General features: G+C 73.3%; 22 protein-coding genes and 2 tRNA genes. 15 read left to right on the plus strand and 9 right to left on the minus strand.

Going from position 1 to position 18239, the window contains the following annotated elements:
• The coding region (locus ACI6PP_RS13825) for a M4 family metallopeptidase (protein ID WP_421112182.1) at nucleotides 1–748 on the minus strand (748 nt) is incomplete at its 3' end.
• Nucleotides 749–841: 93 nt separating this feature from the next.
• Between ACI6PP_RS13825 and recO the strand changes: the two genes are divergently transcribed.
• Together recO and ACI6PP_RS13835 are read left to right on the plus strand one after the other, a co-directional pair.
• Nucleotides 842–1570, plus strand: a complete 729-nt coding sequence (gene recO / locus ACI6PP_RS13830) for a DNA repair protein RecO (protein ID WP_421112183.1) — start codon at nucleotides 842–844, stop codon at nucleotides 1568–1570.
• A 13-nt stretch (nucleotides 1571–1583) separates the two neighbouring features.
• On the plus strand, nucleotides 1584–2339 hold the full coding sequence (locus ACI6PP_RS13835; RefSeq protein WP_421112184.1) for an isoprenyl transferase: 756 nt from the start codon (nucleotides 1584–1586) through the stop codon (nucleotides 2337–2339).
• Nucleotide 2340: 1 nt separating this feature from the next.
• Here ACI6PP_RS13835 and ACI6PP_RS13840 read toward each other — a convergent pair whose 3' ends face one another.
• A complete protein-coding gene (locus ACI6PP_RS13840; protein ID WP_421112185.1) occupies nucleotides 2341–2712 on the minus strand; it encodes a glyoxalase superfamily protein in 372 nt (123 codons plus the stop codon).
• A gap of 34 nt (nucleotides 2713–2746) precedes the next feature.
• Nucleotides 2747–3226, minus strand: a complete 480-nt coding sequence (locus ACI6PP_RS13845; protein ID WP_421112186.1) for an SRPBCC family protein — start codon at nucleotides 3224–3226, stop codon at nucleotides 2747–2749.
• 61 nt (nucleotides 3227–3287) lie between these two features.
• On the opposite strand from ACI6PP_RS13845, the gene ACI6PP_RS13850 reads away from it, so the two are divergent.
• From ACI6PP_RS13850 to ACI6PP_RS13875, 6 genes are all read left to right on the plus strand, one after another.
• A complete protein-coding gene (locus ACI6PP_RS13850; protein WP_421112187.1) occupies nucleotides 3288–4067 on the plus strand; it encodes a fumarylacetoacetate hydrolase family protein in 780 nt (259 codons plus the stop codon).
• Nucleotides 4068–4080: 13 nt separating this feature from the next.
• Nucleotides 4081–5538, plus strand: coding sequence for a glutamate--tRNA ligase (gltX, locus tag ACI6PP_RS13855; protein ID WP_476712938.1), 1458 nt, complete (start codon nucleotides 4081–4083; stop codon nucleotides 5536–5538).
• 103 nt (nucleotides 5539–5641) lie between these two features.
• A tRNA-Gln gene (locus ACI6PP_RS13860) sits at nucleotides 5642–5713 on the plus strand.
• Between the two features lie 94 nt (nucleotides 5714–5807).
• Nucleotides 5808–5883: transfer RNA gene (locus ACI6PP_RS13865), tRNA-Glu, on the plus strand.
• A 111-nt stretch (nucleotides 5884–5994) separates the two neighbouring features.
• Complete coding sequence (locus ACI6PP_RS13870) at nucleotides 5995–7467, plus strand: DNA-3-methyladenine glycosylase 2 family protein (protein ID WP_421112189.1); 1473 nt, start codon at nucleotides 5995–5997, stop codon at nucleotides 7465–7467.
• Nucleotides 7464–7949: a methylated-DNA--[protein]-cysteine S-methyltransferase gene (locus ACI6PP_RS13875; protein WP_421112190.1), complete on the plus strand. Its 486-nt coding sequence runs from the start codon at nucleotides 7464–7466 to the stop codon at nucleotides 7947–7949. Before ACI6PP_RS13870 ends, ACI6PP_RS13875 begins: the two co-directional genes overlap by 4 nt.
• A gap of 1 nt (nucleotide 7950) precedes the next feature.
• On the opposite strand, the gene ACI6PP_RS13880 is transcribed toward ACI6PP_RS13875, so the two are convergent.
• Entirely contained in the window at nucleotides 7951–8670 is a 720-nt protein-coding gene (locus ACI6PP_RS13880; protein ID WP_421112191.1) for an IclR family transcriptional regulator, read from the minus strand.
• A gap of 127 nt (nucleotides 8671–8797) precedes the next feature.
• On the opposite strand from ACI6PP_RS13880, the gene leuC reads away from it, so the two are divergent.
• From leuC to ACI6PP_RS13895, 3 genes are all read left to right on the plus strand, one after another.
• A complete protein-coding gene (gene leuC, locus ACI6PP_RS13885) occupies nucleotides 8798–10213 on the plus strand; it encodes a 3-isopropylmalate dehydratase large subunit (protein WP_421112192.1) in 1416 nt (471 codons plus the stop codon).
• 10 nt (nucleotides 10214–10223) lie between these two features.
• Complete coding sequence (gene leuD, locus ACI6PP_RS13890; RefSeq protein ID WP_421112193.1) at nucleotides 10224–10826, plus strand: 3-isopropylmalate dehydratase small subunit; 603 nt, start codon at nucleotides 10224–10226, stop codon at nucleotides 10824–10826.
• Between the two features lie 209 nt (nucleotides 10827–11035).
• Nucleotides 11036–11650 (plus strand): HU family DNA-binding protein, encoded by a 615-nt coding sequence (locus ACI6PP_RS13895; protein ID WP_421112194.1) that lies wholly within the window; start codon nucleotides 11036–11038, stop codon nucleotides 11648–11650.
• Nucleotides 11651–11699: 49 nt separating this feature from the next.
• On the opposite strand, the gene ACI6PP_RS13900 is transcribed toward ACI6PP_RS13895, so the two are convergent.
• Both ACI6PP_RS13900 and cofC read right to left on the minus strand, forming a co-directional pair.
• Nucleotides 11700–11891: a hypothetical protein gene (locus ACI6PP_RS13900; RefSeq protein ID WP_421112195.1), complete on the minus strand. Its 192-nt coding sequence runs from the start codon at nucleotides 11889–11891 to the stop codon at nucleotides 11700–11702.
• Nucleotides 11892–11901: 10 nt separating this feature from the next.
• Nucleotides 11902–12528, minus strand: a complete 627-nt coding sequence (gene cofC, locus ACI6PP_RS13905; RefSeq protein WP_421112196.1) for a 2-phospho-L-lactate guanylyltransferase — start codon at nucleotides 12526–12528, stop codon at nucleotides 11902–11904.
• Nucleotides 12529–12645: 117 nt separating this feature from the next.
• On the opposite strand from cofC, the gene ACI6PP_RS13910 reads away from it, so the two are divergent.
• The 3 genes from ACI6PP_RS13910 to ACI6PP_RS13920 are packed head-to-tail and all read left to right on the plus strand — an operon-like array spanning nucleotide 12646 to nucleotide 15151.
• Entirely contained in the window at nucleotides 12646–13371 is a 726-nt protein-coding gene (locus ACI6PP_RS13910) for a lysophospholipid acyltransferase family protein (protein ID WP_421112197.1), read from the plus strand.
• Nucleotides 13368–14372 (plus strand): NAD(P)H-dependent glycerol-3-phosphate dehydrogenase, encoded by a 1005-nt coding sequence (locus tag ACI6PP_RS13915; protein ID WP_421112198.1) that lies wholly within the window; start codon nucleotides 13368–13370, stop codon nucleotides 14370–14372. Before ACI6PP_RS13910 ends, ACI6PP_RS13915 begins: the two co-directional genes overlap by 4 nt.
• A 2-nt stretch (nucleotides 14373–14374) precedes the next feature.
• Nucleotides 14375–15151: an acyl-CoA thioester hydrolase/BAAT C-terminal domain-containing protein gene (locus ACI6PP_RS13920; RefSeq protein ID WP_421112199.1), complete on the plus strand. Its 777-nt coding sequence runs from the start codon at nucleotides 14375–14377 to the stop codon at nucleotides 15149–15151.
• A gap of 95 nt (nucleotides 15152–15246) precedes the next feature.
• On the opposite strand, the gene ACI6PP_RS13925 is transcribed toward ACI6PP_RS13920, so the two are convergent.
• Nucleotides 15247–16347, minus strand: coding sequence for a trans-sulfuration enzyme family protein (locus ACI6PP_RS13925; protein WP_421112200.1), 1101 nt, complete (start codon nucleotides 16345–16347; stop codon nucleotides 15247–15249).
• A 37-nt stretch (nucleotides 16348–16384) separates the two neighbouring features.
• Between ACI6PP_RS13925 and ACI6PP_RS13930 the strand changes: the two genes are divergently transcribed.
• A complete protein-coding gene (locus tag ACI6PP_RS13930; RefSeq protein WP_421112201.1) occupies nucleotides 16385–17503 on the plus strand; it encodes a D-alanine--D-alanine ligase family protein in 1119 nt (372 codons plus the stop codon).
• On the opposite strand, the gene ACI6PP_RS13935 is transcribed toward ACI6PP_RS13930, so the two are convergent.
• Together ACI6PP_RS13935 and ACI6PP_RS13940 are read right to left on the minus strand one after the other, a co-directional pair.
• Nucleotides 17500–17940, minus strand: a complete 441-nt coding sequence (locus tag ACI6PP_RS13935; protein ID WP_421112202.1) for a DUF3515 family protein — start codon at nucleotides 17938–17940, stop codon at nucleotides 17500–17502. The genes ACI6PP_RS13930 and ACI6PP_RS13935 overlap by 4 nt on opposite strands.
• Nucleotides 17919–18155, minus strand: a complete 237-nt coding sequence (locus tag ACI6PP_RS13940) for an Lrp/AsnC family transcriptional regulator (protein WP_476712937.1) — start codon at nucleotides 18153–18155, stop codon at nucleotides 17919–17921. Before ACI6PP_RS13940 ends, ACI6PP_RS13935 begins: the two co-directional genes overlap by 22 nt.
• Nucleotides 18156–18239: the final 84 nt, after the last annotated feature.

Raw genomic sequence — 18239 nt, forward strand, 5'->3', positions numbered from 1 at the left:
AGCCGACCTGGGGGTCCTTGCCCAGGCGAGGGTCGTCGTAGGCGGTGCCGGGAGCCGACATCGACCGCAGCGCCGTGGCCTGCACGCCCGGCAGGAACAGGCCCTTGCCGATCAGCCAGTCGGCCTGGTCGGCGGTCTGGCCGGCCACCCGCTGGGTGGTGAGCACCGCGAACACGTCGGACACGCTCTCGTTCAGGGCGCCGGACTGGCCCTGGTAGACGAGGTTCGCGGTGTACTGCGTGACGCCGTGGGTGAACTCGTGGGCGAGGACGTCCGGCGGCTTGGTGAACCGGTCGAACAGCTGCCCGTCGCCGTCGCCGAAGACCAGCTGCTGGCCGTCCCAGAACGCGTTGACGTAGCCGCGGCCGTAGTGGACGGTGACCGTGATGGGCGTGCCCTGGCCGTCGACGGACGAGCGCCCGTACACCTCCTCGAACAGGGCCCACACCTGCTCGGTGGCGGCGTAGGCCTCGTCGACGGCGGCGTCGCCCACCGGCTCGGCGCCGTCGGCCCGCGCGGGCGTGCCCGGGAGGTCCTCGGTGTTGCCGGCGGTGTTGACGGTGAAGCGCCCGCTGGCCAGCGCGGTGCGCCGCGGCGGGGACGGGGGACCGGTGCGGCGCTCGCGCATCAGGCCGTCGGCGACGAGCGTGGCGCGGCCGCAGTCGGCGACGTCGCCCTCGGTGGAGTCGACGACGGCCTGGAGCAGGTACGGCGGGAGGAACGTGTGGTGGGCCATGAGCCATGTCACCACGCGACCCGGACAAAAAGGAACGCCCACCTGGACGACCGGTGTCGACGCGCCGCGACGGCGACCGTCGGCCCGGACCGGCACAATGGACCGGTGAGCCTGTACTGCGACGAGGGTGTCGTCCTGCGCTGCCAGAAGCTGGGCGAGGCCGACCGCATCGTCACGCTGCTCACGCGTCGCCACGGACGCGTCCGCGCGGTGGCCAAGGGCGTGCGCAAGACGAGCTCGCGCTTCGGTGGGCGCCTCGAGCCGTTCATGCGGGTCGACCTGCAGCTCGCCGAGGGTCGCACCCTCGACGTCGTCACCCAGGTCGAGACGCTCGACCCGTTCGCCTCGCACCTGGGGGCCGACTACCGCGCCTACACCGCCGGCACGGTGATCCTCGAGACCGCCGAGCGCCTGGCCGGCGAGGAGGGCGAGCCCGCCGTGCAGCAGTACCTGCTCCTGGTGGGCGCCCTGCGCGCGCTGACGTCGGGCGAGCACGAGGCGTCCTCGATCCTCGACTCGTTCCAGCTGCGGGCGCTGTCGATCGCCGGCTACGCACCCAGCTTCGACGGCTGCGCCCGCTGCGGCCTCGAGGGACCGCACCGCAGCTTCAACCCCAGCGCCGGCGGCATGCTCTGCCAGGACTGCCGGCTCCCGGGGTCGGCCACCCCGTCGGTCGAGGCCGTCGGCCTGCTCGGCGGGCTCCTCGCCGGCGAGTGGCCCGTCGTCGACGCCGCCTCGGCCCGCGCCCGCCGCGAGGCCAGCGGGCTCATCGCCGCCTACCTGCAGTGGCACCTCGAGCGCGGCCTGCGCTCGCTGGTCCACGTCGACCGATAGGAGCACGGACGAGATGGTCCGACGCCCCACGCCGCACCCCTCGGGTGCGCGCCCGCCCGACCTGCCCCGCGACCAGGTGCCCGCGCACGTCGCCGTCGTCATGGACGGCAACGGCCGCTGGGCCAAGCAGCGCGGGCTGCCCCGCACCGCCGGGCACGAGGCGGGCGAGGCGGCGCTGTTCGACGTCGTCGAGGGCGCCATCGAGGTCGGCGTCACGCACGTGTCGGCCTACGCGTTCTCCACCGAGAACTGGAAGCGCTCGCCCGACGAGGTGCGCTTCCTGATGGGCTTCAACCGCGACGTGATCCGGCGCCGCCGCGACGAGATGCACGAGCTCGGCGTTCGCGTGCGCTGGGCCGGACGCCGTCCGCGCCTGTGGCGCAGCGTGATCAAGGAGCTCGAGGTCGCCGAGGAGCTCACCCGGCACAACACCGTCTGCACCCTGACGATGTGCGTCAACTACGGCGGGCGCGCCGAGCTCGCCGACGCCGCCGCGGCCCTCGCGCGCGACGCCGTCGCCGGCCGCGTCAACCCCGACAAGGTCGACGAGAAGGTGCTCTCCCGCTACCTCGACGAGCCCGACCTGCCCGACGTCGACCTGTTCTGGCGGTCGTCCGGGGAGCAGCGCACGTCGAACTTCATGCTGTGGCAGTCCGCGTACGCCGAGATGGTGTTCGCCGACGTCGCCTGGCCCGACGTCGACCGCCGCCACCTGTGGGCGGCCGTCGAGGAGTACGCCCGCCGCAACCGGCGGTTCGGCTCGGCCTAGCTCAGCCCTGCGGCACGACCTGCTGCAGGTTCCACGTGTTGCCGTCGGGGTCGGCGAAGGTGACGAACAACCCCCACGGCTGCTCGTCGACGTCGCTCGCGTCGACCCCGGCGGCGCGCAGCTGGTCGCGCGCCGCCGCGGCGTCGTCCACGACGACCTGGAGCAGCTTCTGGCTGCCCGGCTCCATCTCGGTGATGCCCTCGCCGAGCACGACCGAGCACGCCGAGCCCGGCGGCGTCAGCTGCACGAACCGCAGGCCCTCGGCGACGCGGTGGTCGTGGTCGGCGACGAAACCGACCTGGTCGACGTAGAACGCCTTGGCGCGGTCGACGTCGGTGACGGGGATGGGGACGAGCTCGATCTTCCAGTCCATGCCCCACGGTGACGCAGCCCGGGCCGCGCTGTCATCACCCGCGCGGACGAGGGATGCCGAGGTGGTCGCACAGGTTGGACGCGAACCGCGAGCCCATCGGGCCCAGCACGCCGTCCATCACACGGGTGACGGCGGGCTTGGCGAGACGACTGAGCGGCAGGTCGACCTCGATCTCCAGGCGCGTGGCCAGGCTGGTGCCGCCGTCGACCTCCTCGAGGCGGTACCAGCCGTCGACGCCGGAGCGCTCCCGCGTGCCCGACGGCGGCGCGTGCACGAAGTCGATGCGGCGCGGCTCGTCGAAGCTCATCTTCTCGGTGAAGGCCGGGACGAAGGTGACGCCGAGCGCCGGGATGGGCGACATCTGCCAGCGCCAGACGTCGCCGTCGGCGTCGATGCGCTTGAGGAACGGGGTGAGGCGGGTGAGCAGCTCGGGGTCGGTCAGCACCGCCCAGACGTCCTCGCGGGACGCGGCGACCACGGCGGCGGACTCCTGGGACGTCGTGAAGCGGGCCATGCGGGACATCCTCTCGGCCACCGGGCCCGGGCGCCCGTCGGGGCATCGGTAGTGTCGGTGCGTGCGTATCGCCAGGTTCACCACGGACGAGGACCCCCGTTTCGGACTCGTGGGGGAGGACGACGGCCGACCGATGATCGCGGTGGTGGCCGGCGACCCTCTCTACGCGGGCATCTCGCTGACCGGGGAGAAGGTGCCGCTCGACGACGTGCGGCTGCTCGCGCCGGTCATCCCGCGCAGCAAGGTGCTGGGCATCGGCAAGAACTACGCCGCCCACGCCGCCGAGATGGGCGGCGAGGCCCCCACGACGCCGCTGGTCTTCGTCAAGCCCAACACGAGCGTCGTCGGCCCCGGTGACCCGATCGTCCTGCCGGCCGGCAGCACCGAGGTGCACCACGAGGGCGAGCTCGCCGTCGTCATCGGCCGCATCTGCAAGGACGTCTCGCCCGACGACGCCGCCAAGGTGATCTTCGGCTACACGATCGCCAACGACGTCACCGAGCGCGCCTTCCAGCGCGACGACGGCCAGTGGTGGCGCGCGAAGGGCTCGGACACCTTCTGCCCGCTCGGCCCCTGGATCGAGACCAACCTCGACCCCTCCGACGTCTCCATCCGCACGCTCGTCGGCGACGACGTGCGTCAGGACGGCCGCACGTCCGACATGATCCACAAGATCCCCGATCTCGTCGCCCACGTCTCGGCAGCCATGACGCTGCTCCCGGGCGACGTCATCCTCACCGGCACCCCCGAGGGTGTCGGCCCGCTCACGCCCGGTGACGAGGTCAGCGTCACGATCGAGGGCATCGGCACGCTGACCAACAGGGTGGTCCCCAGTGAGTGATCGACCGGTCCGGGTGCGCTTCTGCCCCTCACCGACAGGAAACCCGCACGTGGGGCTCGCCCGCACGGCGCTGTTCAACTGGGCGCACGCCCGGCACACCGGCGGCACGTTCGTGTTCCGCGTCGAGGACACCGACGCCGCGCGCGACAGCGAGGAGTCCTACGAGGGGCTGCTCGACGCGCTGCGCTGGCTCGGGCTCGACTGGGACGAGGGCCCCGAGGTCGGCGGCGACCACGGGCCGTACCGCCAGTCGCTGCGGATGGACGTCTACGCCGACGTCGCGCAGCGGCTGCTCGACGCCGGACGCGCGTACCTCGCGTACGACACCCCCGAGGAGCTCGAGGAGCGGCGCACCGCGGCGCGCGCCGCCGGCGGTGCCAGCGGCTACGACGGCCTGCACCGCACCCTCACCGACGAGCAGCGTGCCGCCTACGAAGCCGAGGGCCGCGAGCCCGTCGTCCGGTTCCGCATGCCCGACGAGACGATCACGTTCCACGACCTCGTCCGCGGCGAGGTGACGTTCGAGGCCGACCAGGTGTCGGACTTCGTCATCCGCCGCGCCAACGGCCAGCCGCTCTACACGCTGACCAACCCCGTCGACGACGCCACCATGGGCATCACCCACGTGCTGCGCGGCGAGGACCTCCTCAGCTCGACACCGCGCCAGATCGCGCTGCACCGCGCGCTGGTCGACCTCGGCATCGGCGAGGGCGTCGTCCCGCAGTTCGGGCACCTGCCGCTCGTCACCGGGTCGGGCAACCGCAAGCTGTCCAAGCGCGACGCGGGCGGCAGCCTGGCGTACTACCGCGACGCCGGCTTCCTGCCCGAGGGCCTGCTCAACTACCTCGCGCTGCTCGGCTGGTCCTTCGGCGGCGACCAGGAGCTGTTCACGCTCGACGAGATGGCCGCCGCGTTCGAGATCGGGCGGGTCAACCCCAACCCGGCGCAGTTCGACCTGAAGAAGTGCGAGGCGATCAACGGTCTGAAGATCCGCGGCCTGGCCGTCGACGACCTCGCCACGCGCCTGGTGCCCTACCTCGCGTCCGCGGGGCTCGTCAGCGACCCGCCCACGGCCGACCAGCAGGCGTTGCTGACGGCCGCGACCCCGTTGGTGCACGAGCGCATCGCGGTGCTGAAGGAGGCCGTCGACCTGCTCGGGTTTCTGTTCGTCGACGACGCCGCGTTCTCGATCGATCCCGACGACCGCGCCAAGGTGCTCGACGAGGGTGGTCTGGACGTCGTGCGCGCCGCCCGCGCCGCGCTCGAGAACGTCGAGAGCTGGGACACCGCGTCGATCGAGCAGGCGCTGCGCGACTCGCTCGTCGACGGTCTGGGGCTCAAGCCCCGGAACGCGTTCGGGCCGGTGCGCGTGGCCGTCAGCGGTCGCCGCATCTCGCCCCCGCTGTTCGAGTCCCTTGATCTCCTCGGCCGCGACCGCGCCCTCGCCCGCCTCGACGCCGCCCTCGCCTGACGCCGGGGAGGGGCCCCGATTTGGGGGCCTCGGAGGGGCTCGGGTAGAGTCAGCGATCGGCTCAGGGACACCTGAGCCGCACGTCCGGACCCGTTCCGGACGATGGGGTATGGGGTAATTGGCAGCCCGACTGGTTCTGGTCCAGTTAGTCTAGGTTCGAGTCCTAGTACCCCAGCGGACGAGCTCCGCTGGTTGTTGAGCGGGTCGATTTGGTCGGCCCGAGAGCAGTCGGATAGAGTTCACAGGTCGTCAGCGACGACCGTCCTCCTGGCCCCGTTGTGTAGCGGCCTAGCACGTCGCCCTCTCAAGGCGGTAGCGCGGGTTCGAATCCCGTCGGGGCTACCAGGATCGAGAACCCCGGACCTCCTGGTCCGGGGTTCTCGGCGTTCCAGGGCCCGGTACGTGCACGTCCGATTCCCGCCAGTGCTCCGGCCCGGGGCGCGAGAGGATGGGTCCGTGCCCACCCCCGCGAGAGACCCAGGCCTGGTCGACGACCACGAGCGCTGCTACCGCGCCGTCCGCTCGCGCGACACCCGTTTCGACGGCGTCTTCTACACCGCGGTGCGCACCACGGGCATCTACTGCCGCCCGTCCTGCCCGGCGGTGACGCCCAAGGCCGGCAACGTCGAGTTCTACCGGACGGCCGCCGCGGCGCACGGGTCCGGCTTCCGTGCCTGCCGTCGCTGTCGCCCGGACACCACCCCCGGGTCGCCGGAGTGGGACGTGCGCGCCGACGTGGTGGGCCGCGCGATGCGGATGATCCGCGACGGCGTGGTCGAGCACGAGGGCGTGCCCGGGCTCGCTCGGCGGCTCGGCTACACCGAGAGGCACGTCGGACGGGTGCTGCGCGACGAGCTCGGCGCCGGTCCGCTGGCCCTCGCGCGCAGCGAGCGGGCCCGCACCGCCCGCCTGCTGCTGGAGTCCACCGCGATGCCCGCCGCCGACGTCGCGTTCGCGGCGGGCTTCACGTCGGTGCGCCAGTTCAACTCGACGATGCAGGAGGTCTACGCGATGTCGCCCACCGAGATCCGCACGCGCGGCACCGGCCCCGAGCCGGGCCCGTCCGGCGTCCTGCGCCTGCGGCTGCCGGTGCGCACGCCGTTCGACGCCACCGGGCTCCTGTCGTTCCTCGACGACCACGCGATCCCGGGCCTCGAGAGCGTGGAGGGCACGGTGTTCAGCCGGGTGCTCACCCTGCGCCACGGGCTCGGCGCGGTGCGGCTCGACGTCGCGGACGACGGCGTCGGGTGCGAGCTGGAGCTGCAGGACTCGCGCGACACGGTGCTGGCCGTGCAGCGCTGCCGCGCCCTGCTCGACCTCGACGCCGACCCGGTCGCCGTCGACGAGGTGCTGTCGGGCGACCCGTCGCTCGCGCCGCTCGTCGCCGAGGTGCCCGGCGTCCGTCTGCCCGGCGCCGTCGACGGCTTCGAGACGGCCGCGCGGACGGTGCTGGGCCAGCAGGTGTCGGTCTCGGGCGCCCGCACCGTCGGTGGACGCATCGTGCAGGCGCTGGGCCGCCCGCACGAGGTCTTCGGCCTCACCCACGCCTTCCCCACGCCAGACCGGCTGGCGGCGGTCGAGGCCGAGGACCTCCCCATCCCGCGCCAGCGGGGACGCGCGCTGATCGCGCTCGCCCGTGCGGTCGACGAGGGGACGCTCGACCTCGACCCGGGGTCCGACCCGGTCGAGGTGCGCGCCGGTCTCGTCGCGCTGCCCGGCATCGGCCCCTGGACGGCCGACTACGTCGCGATGCGGGCCCTGGGCGACCCCGACGTCCTGCTCGGCGGCGACCTCGTCCTCGACCGCGTGATGGCCCGCCTCGGCATCGAGAGGTCGCGAGCCGAGCAGTGGCGACCGTGGCGGTCCTACGCCGTCGTGCAGCTGTGGCGCGAGGCCCGGCGCATCCAGGCGACGGGGGAGAAGCTGTGAGCCGCGCACCGCACACCGGTCCCACCCGCTGGCTCGACAGCCCGATCGGCGGCCTGCTGCTGCGCGGCGACGGCACGCACCTCGTCGCGATCGACTTCGACGCCGAGCCGTCCGACGCCGCCACGTCCGACGACGCCGTGCTCGTCGAGGCCGATCGTCAGCTGACGGCCTACTTCGCCGGCGACCTCACGGAGTTCGACCTCCCGCTCGGGGCGGGCGGCACACCGTTCCAGCGTCGGGTGTGGGACCTGCTCGTCACGATCCCGTTCGGCGCCACCACCAGCTACGGCGCGATCGCCGCGCAGCTGGGGCTCCCGCCGGGGGCGTCGCGTGCCGTCGGCTCGGCCAACGGCTCCAACCCGATCCCGGTGGTCGTGCCCTGCCACCGCGTCATCGGCTCCAGCGGCAAGCTGACGGGCTACGCCGGCGGGCTCGCGCGCAAGCAGACCCTCCTCGACCTGGAGAGCCCCGCGCTGTTCTGACCTACTCGGCCTGGCGGCGTAGACCCTGCGAGAGCCGCTCGGCGGCGGCGACGACGGCCGGCGCGTGCATGCGTCCGGGCTGGCGGCTGAGGCGCTCCAGCGGGCCCGACACCGACACCGCGGCGACGACCTTGCCGGAGGGGGAGCGCACGCACGCCGACACCGAGCCGATGCCGGGCTCGCGCTCGCCGACGGACTGCGCCCAGCCACGACGGCGCACGCCGGCCAGCGCGGCGGCGGAGAACGCGGCCTGCTGCAGCCCGCGGTTCATCCGCTCGGGGTCCTCCCAGGCGAGCAGCACCTGGGCGGCCGAGCCGGCGTTCATCGTCAGCTGGCTGCCGACCGGCACCGTGTCGCGCAGACCGGTGGGACGCTCGGCCGCAGCGACGCACACGCGCACGTCGCCCTGGCGGCGGAACAGCTGGGCGGACTCGCCGGTGATGTCGCGCAGGCGGGCGAGGACGGGGCCGGCGGCGGCGAGCAGCCGGTCCTCGCCGGCGGCCGCGGCCAGCTCGCCGAGGCGCGGTCCGAGGACGAAGCGCCCCTGCATGTCGCGGGCCACCAGGCGGTGGTGCTCCAGCGCGACGGCCAGCCGGTGGGCCGTCGGACGGGCGAGGCCGGTGCCGGCGACGAGCCCGGCGAGCGTGGCAGGCCCGGACTCGAGGGCGGTGAGGACCAGGGCGGCTTTGTCGAGGACGCCGACTCCGCTAGAGTTGTCCATGCCTTGATATTGCCGTCTCGCATCGTGAAACGCAAGGCCTGGACGGGTGCCACCCGCCACAGCGAGGCGCAGCATGCGAGACGGGCTCCGCGCAACGCGGCGCGGGCCGACGACCTGGGAGTGGGACATGGGTAGGACACTGGCGGAGAAGGTGTGGGACGAGCACGTCGTCCGGACGGCCGACGGCGAGCCGGACCTGCTCTACATCGACCTCCACCTCGTGCACGAGGTCACCAGCCCGCAGGCCTTCGACGGTCTCCGGCTCGCGGGGCGCCAGGTGCGTCGACCCGAGCTGACGCTGGCCACCGAGGACCACAACATCCCCACCACCGACCTCGACAAGCCGATCGCCGACCTGGTGTCGCGCACGCAGGTCGAGACGCTCCGTCGCAACTGCGAGGAGTTCGGCGTCAACCTGTACCCGATGGGCGACCTCGACCAGGGCATCGTCCACATCATCGGCCCCCAGCTGGGCCTGACCCAGCCGGGCATGACGGTCGTCTGCGGCGACTCGCACACCTCGACGCACGGCGCGTTCGGCGCGATCGCGTTCGGCATCGGCACCAGCGAGGTCGAGCACGTCCTCGCCACGCAGACGCTGCAGCAGAAGCGTCCGAGGACCATGGCCGTCAACGTCGTCGGCGACCTGCCCGAGGGCAGCACGGCCAAGGACCTGATCCTCGCGCTCATCACGCAGGAGACCACCGGTGGCGGCCAGGGCTACGTCGTGGAGTACCGCGGCGACGCCATCCGCGCGCTGTCGATGGAGGCGCGCATGACGATCTGCAACATGTCGATCGAGTGGGGTGCCAAGGCCGGCCTGATCGCACCCGACCAGACCACCTACGACTACCTCGAGGGACGCGCGCACGCGCCGAAGGGCGCCGACTGGGACGCCGCCGTCGAGCACTGGCGGTCGCTCGTCACCGACGACGACGCCGAGTTCGACCGCGAGATCACCCTGGACGCCTCGGCCGTCACGCCGTTCGTCACCTGGGGCACCAACCCCGGCCAGGGTGCGCCGCTGTCGGCCACGGTGCCCGACCCCGCCTCGTTCGACGACGCCGACGAGCGCGTCGCCGCCGAGCGGGCCCTGGAGTACATGGACCTGACGGCCGGAACCCCGCTGCGCGACATCGCCGTCGACACCGTCTTCGTCGGCTCGTGCACCAACGGCCGTATCGAGGACCTGCGCGTCGCGGCCTCGATCATCGAGGGCCACCACGTCGCCGACTCCACGCGCATGCTGGTCGTGCCCGGCTCGGTGCGGGTGCGCCTGCAGGCCGAGGAGGAGGGCCTGGACGTGATCTTCAAGGAGGCGGGCGCCGAGTGGCGCGGCGCCGGGTGCTCGATGTGCCTCGGCATGAACCCCGACCAGCTGACGCCGGGCGAGCGCAGCGCGTCGACGTCCAACCGCAACTTCGAGGGACGTCAGGGCAAGGGCGGTCGCACGCACCTCGTCTCGCCCCAGGTGGCCGTCGCGACCGGTGTCCTCGGCCACCTCGCCTCGCCCGCCGACCTGCCCGCCCCCGCGAACGCCTGAGGAGCCGACCATGGACAGCTTCACCCGCCACACCGGCGTCGGCATGCCGCTGCGCCGCAGCAACGTCGACACCGACCAGATCATCCCCGCGGTCTACCTCAAGCGCGTCACGCGCACGGGGTTCGAGGACGGCCTGTTCGCCGCCTGGCGCAGCGACCCGTCGTTCGTGCTGAACCAGCCGCAGTACGCCGACGCGTCGGTCCTCGTCGCCGGGCCCGACTTCGGCACCGGCTCGTCGCGTGAGCACGCCGTGTGGGCCCTGCAGAACTACGGCTTCAAGGTCGTCATCGCTCCGCGCTTCGGCGACATCTTCCGTGGCAACTCCGGCAAGGCGGGGATGCTCGCGGCGCAGGTCGACCACAAGACCGTCACCGCGCTGTGGGACCTGATGGACGCGCAGCCCGGCATCGAGATCGACGTCGACCTCGTCGAGCGCACGGTGAGCGCCGGCACCGGCGTCGACCGCGTCGAGGACTCCTTCGACATCGACGACTACACGCGCTGGCGCCTGCTCGAGGGTCTCGACGACATTGCGATCACGCTCTCGCACGGCGAGGACGTCGACGCGTTCGAGCGGACGCGTCCGGCGTACAAGCCGGTCACCACCGTCTGATCTCAGCACCTCGACGCCCAGGACCCCCGTGAACCGGGGGTCCTGGGCGTCGGTCGTTCCTGGACGGCGCACGGACCGCTGACGGCCCCTTCCCCAGACGTCAAGGACGGCGGGCCGAACACGCCGCAAATGATTGCTAAGCGGGGTCGCGGTCCCTACGGTCGAGGAACGTCGGGCGAGCGCTCGGCCCATTCGCGAAAGGGACCGCAGTGAACAAGACGCAGTTCATCGAGGCGCTCTCGGCGCACTTCGAGGGCAACAAGAAGGCCGCGGGCGAAGCGCTCGACGCCGTCATCGACACCATCACGCGCGAGGTCAGCAAGGGCGAGAAGGTCGCGCTCACGGGCTTCGCCTCGTTCGAGAAGATCGTGCGCGACGCACGCAGCGGCCGGAACCCCGCGACCGGCGAGAAGATCCGGATCAAGAAGAAGTCGGTCCCCAAGGTCACCGTCGGGGCCGACTTCAAGAACGTCGTGTCCGGGGCCAAGAAGCTGCCGCGCAAGACGGTCGCCACGGCCACCGCCGCCGCCAAGAAGGCCGCCGCCCCGGCCACCAAGGCCGCGACGCCCGCGAGGAAGACGACCACGGCGAAGAAGGCCACGCCCGCGAAGAAGACCACCACGACGGCGGCCAAGAAGACGACGGCCGCCAAGAAGACCACGCCGGCCAAGAAGACCACGCCGGCCAAGACCACGGCGGCGAAGAAGTCCGCACCGGCCAAGAAGACGGCGGCCAAGACCACGGCGGCGAAGAAGTCCGCACCGGCCAAGAAGACGACCGCCAAGAAGACGACCACGAAGAAGGCCACCGCCAAGAAGGCCTGACTCCTCACCTCGACGGCCCTGCACCCACCCGGGTGCGGGGCCGTCGACGTCAGTGGATGCTCACGCCGATGACGCCCGGGGGGTCGGAGCCGTCGACGTCGAGGTGCACGCGCTGCCCGACGCGCAGGTGGCGGACGTCGTCGCGCAACGTGCGTCCGTCGAACGACAGCCGCACCCCGTCGTCCAGGAGCACGGTGCCGCCGCGCGTCTCGTCGTCGTAGCTCGCCACCGTCGCCTGCACGGGGCCCACGCTAGGGGATGAGTCGGAGCACGGCCGCGGTGCGACGCCCGACGTCCGCGGGACGCAGGGCCGCGACGTGCGCGGCCTCGTCGACGTCGCGGCGCAGTCCCGGCCACGCCCCGTCGAGGGCCACGGCCCCCAGGGCCACGTGACGCGCGGCGGACCCGGGACCGTAGGCGGGACGCAGCAGCGCGCCGCCCCGGGCCGTCAGCATCGTGGTGCCCGTGCCGTCCGCGTCGGCCACCACCGCTCGGACGTGGTGGGCCGCGGCGTCGAGCGCCTCGGTCAGCTCGTCGACGACCAGCGCGGGGAGGTCGGCGGCGACCGACGCGACGGGGCCGTGCGCGACGTGGGCACCGGCGAGCACGGCGGCGTCGAGGTCGTCGCCGCCGGTCGGGTCGCCGACGACGTCGACACCGCGCGGGAGCGCGCGGACGAGGACGTCGTCGTCCGTCACGACGACGACGCGCGACACCCGCTCGCACGCGACGACGGTGTCGACGGTGTCGAGCGCGAACGCGTGGGCCAGGCGGCTGCGGAACACCCCGAGCGCGGGGGCGAGGCGGGACTTCGCGAGGTCGGCCTGCTTGACCGGGACGACGACCGTCCAGCCGGTCTCGACCTCGTCCGCGCCCACGTGCCGATGATGCCCGCAACGGCCCCGGACGCGCGCGGCGGGCATCACGCCGGGTGTGACCCATGCCCTAGTGTGTGCCTGCCGACGACACAGGAGGAGACAGTGCAGCCACGCCCGATGAGCCTCGCCCTGAAGGGATTCGTCACGGCCCTGCGCCCCTCGGTCAAGACGCTCACCAAGCAGGACTGGCAGGGCGCCGAGCACCTCCCCGACGGCGGGTTCGTGCTCGCGGCCAACCACGTCTCGCACCTCGATCCGCTGACGCTCGCGCACTTCTGCGTCGACAACCACCTGCCGCCGCGCTACCTGGCCAAGGCCTCGATCCTCGACTTCCCGGTGCTGGGCCGGCTGATCCGCACCACCCAGCAGATCCCCGTCTACCGCGGCACCGCCACCGCGGCCGAGGCGTTCTCCGCGGCGGTCGAGGCCGTCGAGGAGGGTGGCGCGGTGATCATCTACCCCGAGGGCACGATCACCCGCGACCCCGACCTGTGGCCGATGGCCGGCAAGACCGGCGCGGCCCGCGTCGCGCTCACCACCGGTTGCCCGGTGGTCCCCGTGGCCCAGTGGGGCGCGCAGGAGGTCCTGGCGCCGTACACTGCCGTCCCGCACGTGCTGCCGCGCAAGACCATGCACGTCAACGTGGGCCCGCCCGTCGACCTCGACGACCTCCGCGGCAGGCCGATCGACGCCGCCGTCCTCGCCGAGGCGACCACCCGGATCATGGACACCATCGCCGGCCTGCTCGGCGAGATCCGCGGCGAGACCCCGCCGCCCACGCGCATGACCGTGCGCGAGATCAAGCAGCGCGCCGCCGAGCGCGCGAAGGGAGATGACGCGTGACGCGAACCGCCGTCCTGGGTGCCGGCTCGTGGGGCACCGCGTTCGCGCTCGTGCTCGCCGACGCCGGCAACGACGTCCACCTGTGGGGCCGCCGGCAGGAGGTGTGCGACGCGATCAACGAGCGTCGCGAGAACACCGACTACCTGCCGGGCATCGAGATCCCCGCCGCGGTCGAGGCCAGCCACGACCCGGTGCACGTGCTCGACGGCGCCGAGGTCGTCGTGCTCGCGGTGCCGTCGCAGCAGCTGCGCGCCAACCTCGAGCAGTGGGCCGAGCACATCCCGTCGGACGCGGTGGTCGTCAGCCTGATGAAGGGCGTCGAGCTCGGCACCCACAAGCGCATGAGCGAGGTCATCGCCGAGCTCACCGGTGCCGGGCCCGAGCGCATCGCGGTGGTCACCGGCCCCAACCTCGCCAAGGAGATCGCCCTGCGCGAGCCCGCGGCGAGCGTCGTGGCCTGCGCCGACGAGGACGTCGCCCGCCGTCTGCAGAAGGTGTGCCACACGTCGTCGTTCCGCCCGTACACCAACACCGACGTGGTGGGCTGCGAGCTGGGCGGCACCACCAAGAACATCATCGGCCTGGCCGTCGGCGTCGCCAGCGGCATGGGCTTCGGCGACAACGCCAAGGCCACCGTGATCACCCGCGGCCTGGCCGAGACGGCCCGTCTCGGCAACGCGATGGGTGCCGACCCGATGACGCTCGCCGGGCTCGCCGGCCTCGGCGACCTCGTCGCCACCTGCTCGTCCCCGCTCTCGCGCAACCGCACGTTCGGCGAGAAGCTCGGCCAGGGCATGACCGTCGAGGAGGTCACCGCGTCCACGCGGCAGGTGGCCGAGGGCGTCAAGTCGTGCGAGTCCGTCGCCGAGCTGGCCGCCGCCCACGGAGTCGACATGCCCATCGTCGACGCCGTCGCCGCCCTCATCCGCGGCGAGGCCACCCCCCGCGACATGGTCACCTCCCTGGTCTCCCGCGAGGCCCGCCCCGAGGTCCGCGACTGACCGTGGGGTCCGGCTGGGGCGTGCTCGTGCTGCCGGGGTCGAGCGGACGCGACGAATCGGCGCGGGCCGCGGCGCTGGAGCGGACCGGGGTCGTCGCGACGGCCCACCGCTGGTTCGGGCAGCCCGGTCAGGTGCCCGGCATCTGCGAGGTGCCGCTGGAGTCGTTCGGGCCCGCGCTGGACGCCCTCGCCGCGCAGGTGGACCACGTCGCGGTGCTCGGGACGTCGAAGGGCGCGGAGGCGGCCCTGCTCCTGGGCGTCCACGACGCACGCGTCGACGCCGTGGTCGCGATCTCACCGCCGGCGCACGTGTGGGCGAGCGTCGGACCCGGTGCGGACGGACGGGAGCTGCCGCGACGCTCGTCGTTCACCCTGGACGGCGCGCCACTGCCGCACGTCGGCTACGACGAGTCGTGGGCGCCCGGCGACGAGGACCCGCCCGCGCTTCGCGGCATGTACGAGCAGAGCCTCGCGGTGTCGGCCGCCGCCGACGCGGCCCGCATCCCGGTCGAGCGCATCACCGGACCCGTCGTCGTGACCGGTGGAGGTGACGACCAGGTGTGGCCGTCGGACGTGTGGGCGCGGCAGATCGGCGCGCGCCGTGACGCCTCCGGCCTGGCCACCAGGGTCGTCGTCGAGGCCGACGCCGGCCACCAAGTGCTGCTGCCGGGCGAGCCGCCGCGTCCGACCGGCGCCCTGCGTGCGGGCGGCACCCCGGACGCGGACGCCCGCGTCGGCGCCCGCCTCGTCGACGCGATGGTCGACCTGCTCGCACTCTGACGCCCGCCTCGTCCGCGATCCGAAGGGTTAGCGGGGTTCTGGGCCGCGAGAACCCCTGAAACCCTTCGGATCGCGGACGGGAGGGTCGTCCGGCGTCAGGCCTGGAGGCCCACCACGGTGGACGCGGCGACGAGGGCCTGGTCGACGTCGGCCCAGAGGTCGTCGACGTCCTCGATGCCCACCGACAGGCGGACGAGGTTCTCCGGGATGGTCTGGGGCTCGGAGGCCCAGCGGCGGCGACGCTCCCAGGTCGACTCCACGCCGCCGAGGCTCGTCGCGTGGACGATCATCCGGGCGCTGTGGGTGAGCAGCTCGGCGGCGGGGGCGCCGCCGGCCACCTCGATCGCGAGGATCGCACCGAAGCCGGGGTAGCGGACGCGCTCGACGGCCGGGTGCGCGCGCAACCGCTCGACGAGCACCTGGGCGTTGTGCTGCGCCCGCTCCATCCGGACGTGGAGGGTGCGGACGCCGCGGGCGGCGAGCCAGCTCTCGAGCACGCCGGGCGTCGCGCCGAGGGTCCGGCGGCGCCCGTCGATGGCGGCGTGGATCTGGTCGTCGGCCGTGACGACGGCACCGATCAGCGCGTCGCTGTGGCCGGCCAGGTACTTGGTGGCCGAGTGCAGGGAGATGTCGGCACCGAGCTCGAGCGGACGCTGCAGCAGCGGGGTGGCGAAGGTGTTGTCGACGACGCTCGTGGCACCGGCCGCACGGGCCGCGGCGCAGATCGCGGCGACGTCGGCCACCTCGAGCGCCGGGTTGGTCGGCGACTCGATCCAGACGATGGCGGCGTCCTCGGCCGCGGCGGCGTAGGCGGCGGTGTCCTCGGTGTCGACGACGCGCACCTCGATCTGCCCGCGCTGCTCGCGCTCGCCGAGCTGGGTGAGCGTGCCCAGGTACGCGTGGCGCGGGACGACGACGGCCTCGCCCGGCGTCACCAGGTCGAGCACCGCCGCGACCGCGGCCAGGCCCGAGGAGAAGGTGATCGCCCGGCCGCCCTCCAGCTCGCCCAGGACCTGCTCGAACGCCTCCCAGGTGGGGTTGGCGTAGCGGCCGTACTCGCGCTCGCCGCCGGCCACGTAGGTGCTGGCGGGCGTCAGCGGGGTGTTGAGCGGCGCGTCGGGCTCGTGCGCGGGACGCCCGGCGCCGACGACGACGCTGGCGGGGGACAGAGGTCGGTCGGCCGACGGTGTGGGCATGCGCCCATCGTCCCACCGGTTCGGTAGGGTCGCGAAAATGAGCCACCCCGCCGAGCGTCCGCGGCCCGAGCGGCCCCGCGTCGCGGTCGTGTTCGGCGGCCGCTCCAGCGAGCACGCCGTGTCCTGCATGACCGCCCGCCAGGTCCTCGCCGCCATCGACCCCGAGCGCTACGAGGTCGTCCCGGTCGGCATCGCCCGCGACGGACGGTGGGTGCTGCAGCCCGCCGAGCTGCCCGACCCGGCTCCCGGCGTGCTGCCCAGCGTCGAGGCGTCCGGCTCCGAGGTGGTGCTCAGCTCGCGCCACCTCAGCGTCACCGAGCCCGGCGACGTCCCACGCACCCTCGGCGAGGTCGACGTCGTCCTGCCGCTGCTGCACGGACCGTGGGGCGAGGACGGCACCCTGCAGGGGCTGCTCGAGATGGCCGACGTCCGCTACGTCGGCGCGGGCGTGCTCACCAGCGCCGTCGCGATGGACAAGGCATTCGCCAAGGTCGTGTTCGCCGCCGCCGGGCTGGCCCAGCTGCCCTACGTCGTGGTCACCGCCCGCGCCTGGAAGGACGACCCCGCCACCGTCCGCCGGTCGGTCGACGACCTCGGCTACCCCGTCTTCGTCAAGCCGGCGCGCGCCGGGTCGAGCATGGGCGTCAGCCTGGTGCCCTCGCCGGACGACCTCGACGCCGCCCTGCAGCTGGCGCAGGAGCACGACCCCAAGGTGCTCGTCGAGGCCGCGGCCGCCGGCGCTCGCGAGATCGAGTGCGGCGTCCTGGAGCGGCTCGGCGCCGGGCCCGAGGCCAGCGTCGTCGGCGAGGTCGCCGTCGACACCGCGGCCGACCACGCCTTCTACGACTTCGACGCCAAGTACGTCGACGGCACCAGCGCCAACCTCATCCCCGCCGACCTCGACGACGCCCGCGCCGACGAGGTGCGCGGCGCCGCCCTGCGCGCGTTCGAGGCACTCGGCTGCGAGGGGCTGGCGCGCGTCGACTTCTTCCTGCTCCCCACCGGCGAGCTCGTGATCAACGAGGTCAACACGATGCCCGGCTTCACGCCGTACTCGATGTTCCCGCAGCTGTGGCAGGCCAGCGGCCTGGACTACCCGGCGCTCGTCGACCGCCTGCTGTCGCTCGCGCTCGCGCGCGACACCGGCCTGCGCTAGCGGCCCGCACGCTCCAGCGCCGACGACAGGTCGGCGAGCGCGTCGGCCTCGGGCTTGTAGGCGCTCGGCACCGTCACCTCGACGTCGACGTCCTGGCCCACGGTCGTGAACACGATCGCGTCGCCGCGCTCCTCGTCGAGCCAGCCGATGCCGTCGACGTCGGCCAGCCGCGAGTCCGGGCGCAGCGCGGCGGGCTCGGGCACCCCGCAGCGCAGGACGATGGCGGGGTCGCCCCAGGCGTGGCCCGCGCTCTCCGGCTCGACCCGACGCAGCGGCTGGTCGGCGACCGCGGCGGGCAGCACCCCGTCGAGCCGCTCGCAGTACGCGGACGTGCCGGGGGAGGGGGTGACCGGGTCGAGCTCGAGTGCGGGCGTGCGTCCGCAGGCGGTGAGGAGCAGCGTCAGGCCGGCGAGGGTCAGAAGTGGACGACGGGGCACGTCAGCGTGCGGGTGATGCCGTCGATGCTCTGCACCTTGGAGACCACGATCTGGCCGAGCTCGTCGACGTTGGAGGCCTCGGCGCGCACGATCACGTCGTAGGGGCCGGTGACGTCCTCGGCGAGCGTGACGCCCTTGACCTCGGCGATGGAGGCGGCGACCTCGGCGGCCTTGCCGACCTCGGTCTGCACCAGGATGTACGCCTGCACCACCATCGGGGGTTCCTCTCGTCACTGCGTCCCGCCCCGCGTGGGGCGGCCGGGCCGGGCTCACCGTACAACATCGCGGCCCCCTCGCCC

The organism is Solicola agrisoli, assembly GCF_049059935.1.
In the GTDB taxonomy this organism is placed as follows: domain Bacteria; phylum Actinomycetota; class Actinomycetes; order Propionibacteriales; family Nocardioidaceae; genus JAURVT01.

Excerpts from the sequence above, each read along its gene's own strand:
- ACI6PP_RS13835 (WP_421112184.1), top strand. The coding sequence starts at position 1,584 with ATGGTCCGACGCCCCACGCCGCACCCCTCGGGTGCGCGCCCGCCCGAC.
- ACI6PP_RS13840 (WP_421112185.1), bottom strand. The coding sequence starts at position 2,712 with ATGGACTGGAAGATCGAGCTCGTCCCCATCCCCGTCACCGACGTCGAC.
- ACI6PP_RS13845 (WP_421112186.1), bottom strand. The coding sequence starts at position 3,226 with ATGGCCCGCTTCACGACGTCCCAGGAGTCCGCCGCCGTGGTCGCCGCG.
- ACI6PP_RS13880 (WP_421112191.1), bottom strand. The coding sequence starts at position 8,670 with ATGGACAACTCTAGCGGAGTCGGCGTCCTCGACAAAGCCGCCCTGGTC.
- leuC (WP_421112192.1), top strand. The coding sequence starts at position 8,798 with ATGGGTAGGACACTGGCGGAGAAGGTGTGGGACGAGCACGTCGTCCGG.
- leuD (WP_421112193.1), top strand. The coding sequence starts at position 10,224 with ATGGACAGCTTCACCCGCCACACCGGCGTCGGCATGCCGCTGCGCCGC.
- ACI6PP_RS13910 (WP_421112197.1), top strand. The coding sequence starts at position 12,646 with ATGAGCCTCGCCCTGAAGGGATTCGTCACGGCCCTGCGCCCCTCGGTC.
- ACI6PP_RS13925 (WP_421112200.1), bottom strand. The coding sequence starts at position 16,347 with ATGCCCACACCGTCGGCCGACCGACCTCTGTCCCCCGCCAGCGTCGTC.
- ACI6PP_RS13930 (WP_421112201.1), top strand. The coding sequence starts at position 16,385 with ATGAGCCACCCCGCCGAGCGTCCGCGGCCCGAGCGGCCCCGCGTCGCG.
- ACI6PP_RS13940 (WP_476712937.1), bottom strand. The coding sequence starts at position 18,155 with ATGGTGGTGCAGGCGTACATCCTGGTGCAGACCGAGGTCGGCAAGGCC.